This window comes from Limnoraphis robusta CS-951 (genome assembly GCF_000972705.2).
Genome location: NZ_LATL02000165.1, coordinates 1 through 11,137 on the forward strand (window position 1 = coordinate 1; position 11,137 = coordinate 11,137).

At 41.6% G+C, this 11,137-nt stretch carries 8 protein-coding genes; 5 read left to right on the forward strand and 3 right to left on the reverse strand.

What is annotated here, in order from left to right:
* The first annotated feature begins 174 nt into the window (after nucleotides 1-174).
* Together WN50_RS35340 and WN50_RS14345 are read left to right on the forward strand one after the other, a co-directional pair.
* A complete protein-coding gene (locus WN50_RS35340) occupies nucleotides 175-951 on the forward strand; it encodes a phosphopantetheine-binding protein (protein WP_049557555.1) in 777 nt (258 codons plus the stop codon).
* A gap of 552 nt (nucleotides 952-1,503) precedes the next feature.
* Nucleotides 1,504-1,827, forward strand: a complete 324-nt coding sequence (locus WN50_RS14345) for a DUF5132 domain-containing protein (RefSeq protein WP_046279942.1) — start codon at nucleotides 1,504-1,506, stop codon at nucleotides 1,825-1,827.
* Here the strand turns inward: WN50_RS14345 and WN50_RS14350 are convergent.
* From WN50_RS14350 to WN50_RS14360, 3 genes are read right to left on the reverse strand one after another with little or no spacing between them, the layout of a single operon-like run.
* Nucleotides 1,824-2,111: a hypothetical protein gene (locus tag WN50_RS14350; RefSeq protein ID WP_046279943.1), complete on the reverse strand. Its 288-nt coding sequence runs from the start codon at nucleotides 2,109-2,111 to the stop codon at nucleotides 1,824-1,826. The two genes, WN50_RS14345 and WN50_RS14350, sit on opposite strands and share 4 nt — an antisense overlap.
* Nucleotides 2,112-2,162: 51 nt before the next feature.
* Entirely contained in the window at nucleotides 2,163-4,400 is a 2,238-nt protein-coding gene (locus tag WN50_RS14355; RefSeq protein WP_235440961.1) for a heavy metal translocating P-type ATPase, read from the reverse strand.
* Nucleotides 4,387-4,974 carry an HMA2 domain-containing protein gene (locus tag WN50_RS14360; RefSeq protein WP_046279944.1) on the reverse strand — a complete coding sequence of 196 codons (588 nt, stop codon included), beginning with the start codon at nucleotides 4,972-4,974 and terminating at the stop codon, nucleotides 4,387-4,389. Before WN50_RS14360 ends, WN50_RS14355 begins: the two co-directional genes overlap by 14 nt.
* A gap of 327 nt (nucleotides 4,975-5,301) precedes the next feature.
* On the opposite strand from WN50_RS14360, the gene WN50_RS14365 reads away from it, so the two are divergent.
* The 3 genes from WN50_RS14365 (at nucleotide 5,302) to WN50_RS14375 (ending at nucleotide 11,077) form a co-directional block, all read left to right on the forward strand.
* Entirely contained in the window at nucleotides 5,302-6,714 is a 1,413-nt protein-coding gene (locus WN50_RS14365) for a hypothetical protein (protein WP_046279945.1), read from the forward strand.
* Nucleotides 6,715-6,763: 49 nt separating this feature from the next.
* Nucleotides 6,764-8,017 carry a DUF1822 family protein gene (locus WN50_RS30955; RefSeq protein WP_053221515.1) on the forward strand — a complete coding sequence of 418 codons (1,254 nt, stop codon included), beginning with the start codon at nucleotides 6,764-6,766 and terminating at the stop codon, nucleotides 8,015-8,017.
* 324 nt (nucleotides 8,018-8,341) lie between these two features.
* Complete coding sequence (locus tag WN50_RS14375) at nucleotides 8,342-11,077, forward strand: ABC transporter substrate-binding protein (protein WP_049559540.1); 2,736 nt, start codon at nucleotides 8,342-8,344, stop codon at nucleotides 11,075-11,077.
* The last annotated feature ends 60 nt before the right edge of the window (nucleotides 11,078-11,137 follow it).

The window sequence follows — 11,137 nt, forward strand, 5'->3', positions numbered from 1 at the left end:
AATTGTAGAACCTAACCCCCCAACCCCCTTCCCTACCTCACCGCAACGCCCTCTCCACCTCTCCCTAACCCTCTCCTACGAGGAAAGGGAAGGGGGTAAATCCCGTTAGTTGTTAGTCGCTCTTAAAATTAATATTCTGTTGGCTGCCCTCATTTTTGGAGTTCCTATCCGATCATGAATGAATCCGAAAAGGAATATCAATTAAAGATACTGGATATGGCGGCTAATCTTTGTTTGGATAAAATCGCCACTCCAACGGATGAAAATCTAAGATTCATGGAATCTAATGTTGATAAAATTGTTTGGGACGTGGCAACCAAAATCTATCAACAGAGCGGTTTTCAAGCCGATTTTACTAGAGTCAGGGATATCGTTATTTCTCGCCTTGAAAAGATGAGGCATAAAGTTCAGCTTGAAGCCGAACGAAAAGCGGCAGAACAGGCCAAACGTTTAGCCGAACGAAAAGCGGCAGAACAGGCCAAACGTGAAGCCGAGTTGCGTGAACAAGCCGAACGAAAAGCAGAAGAAGCCAAACGTTTAGCCGAACGAAAAGCGGCAGAACAGGCCAAACGTGAAGCCGAGTTGCGTGAACAAGCTGAACGAAAAGCGGCAGAAGAAGCTAAACGTGAAGCCGAGTTGCGCGAACAAGCGGAGTTTCTCAAACAATTTGATGGGAATAAAAATAAAGCCGAAATTTTTCTCCAACTACGAAGGGTATTGGCTGAAGAATCAGGAGTCGATGAAGAAGATGTAAATTTAGACAGCCATCTTGTAGACGATTTGGCTTTAGATGATACATGGGGATTACAGATCCTCGAGCTTTTTATGGCTATAGGAGAGGAATTTGAAATTGAGATATCAGACTATGAAGCAGAAAAAATTGGTTTGACAGTTAGAGAATTGCTCGATTATCTTTATCAGAAGATTAACGACACTACAAAAACAAAATAGAATCTGTTCTGCGTTCTGGTAATCCTCCAACTACAGCAATGGTGTCCCACAAACGAGCAACTTGTCATTTGATATATCCGGTTGATTAATTTTCTGATGGGGGTGGGGCGGGTTTAATTCAATCTCGGAGTGGTCATCAAGATCCCGGATGAACCCGCCCCTACGCTTGGGATGATTGATTAGTCGGATATGATGTCAACCCGTGCGATCGCGAGTTCCCAGTGGGTGGAGTGAGGCGAGGGGAGGACTTTTAAGTTTATTCAATATCTAAAACTATTCATTACTCCTCATTCCCTCGTAGGGAAGGGGGTTGGGGGGTTAGGTTCTACAATTTCTGGTTGAGAATGAAACAGCCCTGCCTTTTTAAGGGGGGCAAGGGGGGATAAAATCTTAAAACAATTCTTGAGATTTTGAGTGAACTTGAGTTTTGATCGCCGCTTGTGCTTAAATAAGAATCTGGGGAAAAATCAGCTTGCGATCGCCATAGAATGAAATCTCTACAAGCGAAAAGTTTCTCCAGATTTAACGCAGGTACTTGGCGGAGGATAATAAATGTTAACTCAAAATCAGGGTCGGTTGGCAATTCTTGAGCGCATCAGAACCGCTTATCAAAATAACCCCACTCGAACCATAGCAATTGGAGTGGGAGTATTGGTGTTGACTCCGGCGGTGATTCCCTTACTCAAACCTGTTGCGAAAGCAGCCATTAAAGGCGGCGTTTCAATGTATGAAAAAACCAAAGCAGCGATCGCAGAAACAGGCGAAGTATTCGGAGATATTGTTGCTGAAGCTAAAGCCGAAGTCGTCGCCGAATCTCAACAAAAATCCCAACAAAAAACCACCTATTTAGCCAACACCAGCACCCCGAAAAACTAAGTAATTTTTTCGGCAGAAGTTGTCGAATTATTGTCGGGATTAAAGGCATCCTGTTCAATATTTGTCCAGGTTTGTTTGCTTTCGTGATACAGGGATAACCCTTGTTTGATAGCAGCTTTGAGCAAAGGTCGTCCTAACTTCGTTGCAGCCGGAACCAGAATTGTTCCGAAAACAATCACCCCAATTCCGGCTAAGGCGAGTTGATTGTTAGCGTTTTCTTCTTCTTCGAGAATTTCCCGCAAGTGAAACGACAAAACAGATCGATCCCAATGAATAATTGACATAACTCCTCCAATGGTATTTTACCAATAATTGAACACCAAAAATTGTTAATTTTAACTCTCAGTTGAACTTCCCCTTTCAAGCTGATGTTGAACTAACGGACGCAAACTATTTAAACCCGCAGCAATGGCCGAACCGTTGTGAATAACTGTGGCAATTAATGGGTTTAAACCCACTGCCGAAGCTAACCCCAAAGCAACTAAATTCGGCCCAATTACCAGTAAAGTATTTTGATCAATTAAAGTGCGAGTTTGCTTGGCAATGGCGATCGCTTGTAGTAAACTACTAATATCATTATTCATCAACACCACATCGGCTGTTTCCCTCGCGACATCGGAACCATCTTCAAAAGACACCGACACATCGGCATAAGCCAAGGCGACCGAATCATTTAACCCATCGCCAACAAACGCCACCGTCCGCCCAGACCGATGTAAATCTCGAACGATTTTAGCTTTTTGTTCCGGGAAGGCTTCGGCGTGAACTCGTTTTGAAGGAATATTCAATTCATCTGCTACTAAGTCCGCCCGTTGACGACTATCTCCGGTTAACAAATGAATCTCCATTCCGTAGCGATTTTGTAATTCTTCAATGAGGTCTAAACTTTCAGGACGCAACGGGTCAGCGTATTCTATCGCCCCTTGCAATTTACCATTACAAGCGACATAAATTAACGACATCCAAGCCGAATTCTCTGCCGTTTCGCTTTGGTCTAATCCTTCTAAACTAATCCCTTCTTGAGTGAGAAATCTTCCACTTCCCACTAACACCTTTTGACCTTCTATTTCCGCCCGAATGCCTAAACCGACTTCATAATTCCAATCAACCCGAGGCGGAATTTCTATCACTTGTTCTTGGGCATAACGGACAATGGCTTCGGCGACTGGATGAGTGATTCTTTGTTCGGTTGCTGCTGCATATTTTATCACCTCTTTGGCAGACATTCGGCCGGAAATTGTTTTCACATTAACCACTGAAATATTCCCTTGAGTGAGGGTTCCGGTTTTATCAAAAACAATGGTATCGAGTTCGGCTAATTGTTCTAAAGTTCGACCACTTCTAACTAAAATACCATGTCGGGTGGTGTGGTTTAAGGCGCCTAAAAAAGCAGTGGGAATAGAGACTCGAATTCCGGTAACAAAATCAAGGGTTAAAATAGAAGCCGCTCTGGCAGGGTCACGGGTTGCGGCGAAGACAATTCCTGCTAAAATTAATGAAGGCGTAATTAAGCGATCGGCTAAATTGGCTGCGTAATTTGCCATGCGAGTATCGTGAACAGGCGCTTTTTGCAACAGTTCTAAACTCGCCGCCGCCCTGGTTTTTTTGCCTATTCGTTCGGCTTTGATGTGGAGATTTCCTGAGCGAACTAAAGTAGAGGCATAGACAAAGGTGCCGTTTTCTGCAACAATAGGCATGGATTCGCCTGTGAGTTGCTGTTGATCGACGACGGCTTTTCCTTCGGTGACAACCCCATCAACGGGTATTTGTTCGCCAGGATAGACGAAAACGATTTCTCCGGGTTGCACTTGGTCACTGGGAATGGATTGTTTTTCGCCGTTGCGTTCCACCCAAGCAAAGCGTCCGATGGTGTCGAGTAAGTCTGCGGTTTGGTGTTCGGTTGAACGGGCGGTTTGTTCGCGGATGACGTCGCCGAGTTCGTGCAGGGTGAGAACTAAAGCAGGAGTTACGAGTTTTCCTTGCGCTCCTCCCAAGCTTAACGCTAGTAAGTCTAAGCAGTCAATATTTAGTTTTTGCTTGACAAATAGGCTATAAAATGCACGTTGAGCAACGGGAAAGGTGACGAGCGCCAGAGAACCCCAGGCTAGAGGACGCAACCAGGCTAAACGAGTTGAACTGCTGAGGAGGGCGAGGAGGGTTGCACCTGTTGGGGCGAGTAAACTTGACCATTCTCCTTCGTTGTCGGGTTCGTTGGGTTCAGGCTGGGGGGAGTCGGAAATATCTTCAACGGTAATTGAGATTCCGGCTTGTTGAATTAAAGTTGACAATCGAGAATAAATCTCAATATCGGGAAAGTCTAAATGTTGATAATGAATCGCAACAGAAGCCGCCGAACGGTTAATTCTAACTTGAATCACTCCCGGTTCTGACTGTAGAACCTGTTCTAGATTTTGTGCATAATATTCATCAGAACTCAGGCGATAAACGCGAAATCTTACCCGTCCGGGTACGGCATGAACGATATAGGGTGCCGGTTCAATAAAGCGTTCTGATTCTATTATCGCCCCATTGGTGGCAGCAAGAGAAATTAATTTACCATTAGTCAGTGTCATCTAAAGTTACCCCTGATGGTGTCGTTTCGGGTGAATTTGCGGTGGTTTCTGGGTTGAGGGCGGTTTCGATAAGATTCATTAAACGCATTCCCAGTTCCCAATCACTCACGCCTTGAGCGTTATAATTAATTGTAATTGAAGCCGCAGCACGATTAATCCGAATATTGGCAATTTGTTCTTCTTGAGAGAGTAATTGTTCAAGACGTTGGGCAAAATCTATATCGGTGGCTAAACGGGGAATTCTTAAGCGAATTCTTCCCGGCATTGAGTGAACAATTGTAGATTCAGAATCTTGATTATTTTCAACTGAATTTGTTGTGGTTTCCGCTTCATTTGTAACAAAATGAGACTGTTTTTTAAGATGTGTCAGGATTTGACGCATCAGACTGGCAATGATTAAATTGGCTAAAAGAGCTTGAGCGCCGCGCAGTTGAAAGCGGGAAGTCACGACTATCCCAATAACCACAGGCAAAATCGCCTCAATTTCCCCATGTTCTTGCAGGAAATCAGCAATGCGAGTCTCTGTTGTTTGAATGGGAATAGCGCTGACAAAATCTGAAGATGTTGTGGTCATATTACTTTAACCCTGCTCGCTGAATAATTATACCATCACCCAAGAAGTTGTTTCTCTTTTTTTAAGTTTTGTTTTTCAAGGATGATATTTAGATCCTAGAAAGATTAAACCTGCTATACAGTTGTTTCGTCCAAACAGTGGATCGGAGTAAACCTCTGGAAATTCTAGCAATTTTGGCGATCGCTCGCTCAAACCTGCATAAGTTCACATCGTCCCGGGACTAGATGAAAATGGAACATTGAGGACAATGAACTTTGAATGTGAATCCTATTGCTAATATCAGGAATTTGAGTCTAAATGGTGTCGAGTTATACAAAGGGGTGACAGATGAATCTTTACAAATACTGGACAATCTGCAAGGTTGATGGGCGTTCTCATCAATCCAGTTTTCAAACAGGATATCAAGCCTCGGAGCTTCCTGTTGTTAGGGAACAGTTTCAAGCGTGGTTTCCATCCTACTGTGAAACTCAGGAACTCCTCACTCAAGAAGATAAAGAGATTCAAACTCAATTATTATCTTGGTTTCTTCATCAAGATTCTAGGGATTTTGAGTCGTCGGTTCCCCCGAGTTGGGTGATAGCAGGGCTTTCTTTGCGGTGTTATGTTTCCCATGCGATCCAATCGGCTTGTCAAACTTTAGCTCAAAAATTTGGTCAGCGCTATGGTTTTTCTCCTTATGACTTGTTACCCCTGGTGTTAACCGATGACGGGAAAACGTGGATAGGGCTTGACTCTGACCGCAAAACCCAGTTAATTCTAGATCGCTTTGGAAATCTTCAGCCTTCTACTTACCCTCTTTTATCGGTGGAGATTTTGAGAACCTTCGATCCGACGAAAACAGCACTGGGAAAATGGGCTTGTTTAATCACTCGTCAAGATGAAAAACTGACTCGGACATTGTGGATAGAACATGGGCTTTTGCTGGAAACTTCTTGGTCGAAACTTAATCAAGTTCAAGGGAGTCAATGGAAAATCCTTTCACCCCACGAGCGTCATTGGGTAGAGGTGTTCCATCAGGTGTATCGACGCGACAGACGAGAACAGGGCGCTCGGGGTAAATGTCCAACACCCTCGGAAGCCCAACTTCAGGAAATGCGCGATCTTCTTCATCAACGAGGAATTATAGCCGATTCTTCGGATGAAATGTTAGATCAATTAAAAACGATTGCTGAGTTTCTCCAGGAACAAAAGATTAACCCGTCACCCCCGCCACCGCCACCCGAACCGCCGATTAATCTCCTAAAAACTATGCTGAATGAAGCTCGGGATAAAGCCCTTTTAAATGCGATTCATCGGGTGCTGTTACAACGCTTTCATCAACTCAAAAATAGTCCCTGGTATGCTGAGAACGCTGATTACTTTTTCCCCAGTTTACGACTCATTTATTTTGAAGCAAAATCTCAAGGTGAGGTCGCCAAAGAATTAAACATGAATAATCAATCTCAAGTCAGTCGATTTTTAAAACTAAAGGAAATGCTCAATCAAATTCGAGAACAGGTGATGGCGGAGTTGTTTCAAATCTTGTTGAGTCAAGAGTCTTTTAAATCCGTTTCCCAAGATGCTCAGGCTTTTAATAATCTAATTCAACACTTGAGTGCTTATTTAGATGAAAGTGTGTTTGTTGAAGCGGCGAGGGAACTTCAAGCCGGACAACACCGAAAAATGACCAGTTTATTTGCAGAAAAGATGCGTGATTTTCTCAGTTATGATCCTCCCAATTTAGCTCTTGATTGTTCTTGAATTCTGTCAGATTTCCTAATAAACAGTAAATCCAAACTCGGAGAATAAAATGAATTTTCGCCCTGATTCTGAGTCTAAAGTATCTTCAATTCGTTCTAATTCGCGTTCTTACCGAGAATTGCAGTTAGAAATGATTGATCTAGAGCCAGAGTTCTTTGAGAAAGCTACTCTCCTCAGTCGTCATTTTAGTAATGAAGCTGAACAATGGCAAGCCTATTTGAATACATTGGCGTTATTGGCTTTAGAAAAATGGTTAAGCGATCGCCAGTTAACCTTGAGTTATCAAACCTATTCTCTCCTGAGAACTCAAGTTTTAAATTTAGACGCCGTTAGTCCTCTCAATGTTGAGCCATTTAAACTCTGCTTGATCGCTCGTGAGAATATAGGTGATCAAACCATTGAAATTCCTCAAAAAATGATTGACGAGCCAGAGTTTTCCGCCCATTTTTACACATTAATTCAGGTTTTCTTGGAAGAAAAACAGGCTGTTTTAATCGGATTTATCCGCTATGATCAATTAAACCAGCAGTCTTTAAAACAGACAAAAACAGGAAATTATGAACTGTATTTGTCAGAATTTAATCCTGAACCCAGCCATTTAGGTTTAAACCTAAAATACTTAGATTCAACAGCCATAGAACTTCCTAAAAATGGCTTATCTAAACCATCCTTTCAACAGTTAACTCAATGGCTGGAACATCTTTATACAGCCGACTGGCAACCTGTTGAACAACTTTTGGCAAACCGACCACCTCTTGTTCCGTTTGCGTCAGCAATAAATTTCAGAACCCGGAACTTATCCTCACAAAAAACAATAGAAAAAAGTCTAAAAACATTACAAATGAGTGGAGCTTTAGGACATCAAAAACCAGGAGATTTATCACAGACTGAACTCAGTGATGTTTTAGTGGAGCTTTTAGAAACCACTAACAATGAAGAAACCCGTTGGCAAGCAGCAGAATTATTATGGGAAGTCAACCCCAATCATCCGGCTGTGGGTGTGCGACGAGCAATTGATTTAGGAATGCAACTTTTAGGGGTTCCTGTTGCATTAATGGTTGCCCTTTTACCCAAACCAGATCAACGAATTGCCATTCTTTTAAGGGTTTATCCCCTACAAGGTTTCTTACCTGATCATTTAAAACTGATTGGTTTGGATGAATTGGGTCAAAGTTTATTTGAAGTTCGGGCGAGAGAGCGAGATGATTATATTCAGTTCAAATTCACCGCAGACCCGGGCGATCAGTTTAGTGTTCAGATTGTTCTTAATGATGCGAATGTAACAGAATACTTCATCGTTTAACAGCGACTATAGAATAGTTTAAGGGTTGATTAGCGACATCAGTTAATCAACTTTTTTGGCTTTTATATTGGTTTGATTTCATAAAGTTTTTACCCGGTTTTAGCTTGACAAATCAACTTAACTTGATTTAGTAAAAAATCACTTATATAATGTTATATATGATATGATATCTACAAGTTAGAAATCCTTTCTAAAGGAACACAATCTTCGAGAAGCTGTAGTGTAGGCATCTAGCCTGCTTCAAGTTTAAAACTCATTCAACCTTTCTACAGCCCCGTAATGTGCAGAAGCTTTCTAGATTAAAACTCAATCAACCGACTAACAATGAAAAAACAAGTTGTTATCAAAATACCAGGGGGCGATTTTGATACAGGTTTTCCTGTTGTACTAGAGTTTTGGGAAGACGGTAGAATTATTGCCATAGACCGCGAATGTCCTGCACTTCCCGCCCAACCAAAAATTAAGAAAAGTTATGAAGAATGGCGAGAACTTCATAGAGGTTTAGGAGAGCGAATTATTGAAGTTCCAGAGGTACAAATTACCCATAAATCGACATATCAAGAGTGTTTATCTGCAACTCAAGCCCTTGAATATACTCTAGAAAATTGGTTTAACAATCCTATATTTGGCGATATCCGAGGGCGAATTGTGGGACGTTTAAAATATGTAGCACCCAACGAATCTGTAAGAATTGTTTTGGATACCGCCAATTCTTGTTTACAAAAACTATCCTGGGATCGGTGGGATTTATTTGAAAAAGATTATTTCTTACCCAATGCGGAGTTAGTTCTTTTATCTCGATACAATCGACCTCCAGAAACCCTGCAAATACCGATTAAAATTCTGGCTATTTTTGGCAGCGATGAAGGGGGTTTGCAACTACAAGAAGATCTAAAAGAAATTCAAAACTTAGCTGAATATGGAGGAGAAGTTACTTGCATTCCCGAAGAAGGAGATTCCCTCAGTTTCCAAACACTGTGTAATACCCTTTATCGGGGAAATTGGGATATAATTTTCTATGCCGGACACAGTTCAGGTCAAAGCATTTGCCTTTCTAATGAGCCTAACTTACCCATCAATAACTTAAGACAAGCCCTAAGAATAGCCGCTCCTAATATTAAGCTTGCTATCTTTAATTCCTGTGATGGACTGGGGATTGCGGAATATTTAGCCGAGTTTAATATTCCCCATCTCATCGTCATGCGAGAACCCGTTCCTGATATAGTAGCCCGCAGTTTTTTGAAGTATTTTTTAGAAGAATTTATTCAAGGAAAACCCCTTCATGCTGCGGTTCGTCAAGCCAGAAAAAAATTACATCAATTAGAAGTTCCAACTGCAAACAATGAACCGTATTATCCGGGAGCATCCTGGCTACCGATACTCTTACAAAATCCGACGGCTCCTCAACTGTATTGGCCTCAACCGGAACCGGAACCCTCACCTGAACCCTCACCTGAACCTGAACCTGAAAAACCCTTAATCCAACCCAAAGTAATGATGATGTTAGGGTTAGTATTTATCGGTATTTTTATAGGTGTTTTCTGGGGAACTTCTAGCCGCTTTTTTAAGAAACCTGATGTTATTGGAGATTCTATCAGTCAGGGGGAAGAAATTGTGGTGAAGATGTTTCAACAACGGCGTAAACAAAGGGGTGTAGAACCTGTTGCCGACTGTCAGAAACCCTTGAAGTATTTTTTACCCTTTTGGAAGGATTATATTAGACAACAGTGGAATGATTGTTTTGTCACCAAACAAAGTTATCACGAAGCCATTCAACACCTTCAAAAAAGTTGGGAAGAAGAAAAACAAGATCCCGAAACTTTAATCTATCTCAATAACGCAATATTGGAAGCAACAAACGCCGATTACTATACCATTGCAGTTGTTGTTCCCACGATAAAAAATCAAGCCGGAGAAGTCATCGATGTCGAACTTGCGGAAGACATTCTGCGGGGAGTTGCTCAAGCCCAAACCGAAGTGAACTTGAATTTATTCAATGGAGATGAATCTGCTGAGTATACCTTACCCGGTTCAGATTTTCTTCAGCATAGAGACTTAAATGGAAAAGGCTTAAAAGTGATCATTGCTGATGATTCTAACTTCAAACCTCAAGCCATCAAAAATACACATAACCTCGTTAAAAACTCAGAAATTCTAGGCGTAATTGGTCATTATTCTAGTGAGATGACCCTCGCTACTTTAGATATTTACAACAAAAATCAAGTAGTTTTAGTGACTCCAGGAACAACCACCTCTGAACTCACCGAAAACCCAGAACAGTTTTTATTCCGAATTCCGGCAGTGAATTATAAGAAGGCTTATAAAATGGTTGATCTCTTGACCCAGGAAATCAAGCAGAAAAAAGTCACGATTTTTTATAATCCTGCCAGTCCCTTTTCGAGTGATTACAAACAATACTTTGAACGAAAGTTGTTAGAAAAAGGAGGAGAAGTTGTAGCTTCTTTTAACCTGGCTAGTCCTAACTTTAACGCAAAAGATGCACTTGAAAAAATGAGAAATTCTGAAGAATCCGTGATTATTTTAATACCGGATGGTCAGGTGACAAATTCCGTCAATCAAGCGCTAGAAGTGATTAAAGAAAATAAAGGTGAATATTGGATGTTGGGTAACTCCTCGGTTGACACGCCCAGAACTTTAGCGCTCGGTCAAGAATATCTAGAAAAACTATATTTAGTCATTTTCTGGCATCATTTAAACAGTTTTCAGCCCGATTTTTCGCAAATCACTTCGCAACTTTGGGGCGAATTCGTGAGTCTTCGTACCGCTTTAGCCTACGATGCAGCCCATGTTTTGATTGAAGGAATTCGCCAAAATCCCACCCGCAAAGGAATTCAAAAGCTACTTTCTAGTGAAAGCTTCAAGATTGACGGCGTGACCGGGAAAATAGAGTTTCAACCGGGAACAGGCGATCGCAAAGAACAACCCCTTGATATTGTTAAAGTTGCTGCTTGTGCAAATCAAGAGTATGGTCTTACCTTTCTCCCAACTGAGTTTTCAACACCGAAAAAAGCGGGTTTAGATTGTTCAAATCGTGAATGATATCATCTCCGATTCATTAATTATAATTTGGTAGGGGCGAGTTCTAAACAGTGAACAGTT

Excerpts from the sequence above, each read along its gene's own strand:
- WN50_RS35340 (WP_049557555.1), top strand. The coding sequence starts at position 175 with ATGAATGAATCCGAAAAGGAATATCAATTAAAGATACTGGATATGGCG.
- WN50_RS14345 (WP_046279942.1), top strand. The coding sequence starts at position 1,504 with ATGTTAACTCAAAATCAGGGTCGGTTGGCAATTCTTGAGCGCATCAGA.
- WN50_RS14350 (WP_046279943.1), bottom strand. The coding sequence starts at position 2,111 with ATGTCAATTATTCATTGGGATCGATCTGTTTTGTCGTTTCACTTGCGG.
- WN50_RS14355 (WP_235440961.1), bottom strand. The coding sequence starts at position 4,400 with ATGACACTGACTAATGGTAAATTAATTTCTCTTGCTGCCACCAATGGG.
- WN50_RS14360 (WP_046279944.1), bottom strand. The coding sequence starts at position 4,974 with ATGACCACAACATCTTCAGATTTTGTCAGCGCTATTCCCATTCAAACA.
- WN50_RS14365 (WP_046279945.1), top strand. The coding sequence starts at position 5,302 with ATGAATCTTTACAAATACTGGACAATCTGCAAGGTTGATGGGCGTTCT.
- WN50_RS30955 (WP_053221515.1), top strand. The coding sequence starts at position 6,764 with ATGAATTTTCGCCCTGATTCTGAGTCTAAAGTATCTTCAATTCGTTCT.
- WN50_RS14375 (WP_049559540.1), top strand. The coding sequence starts at position 8,342 with ATGAAAAAACAAGTTGTTATCAAAATACCAGGGGGCGATTTTGATACA.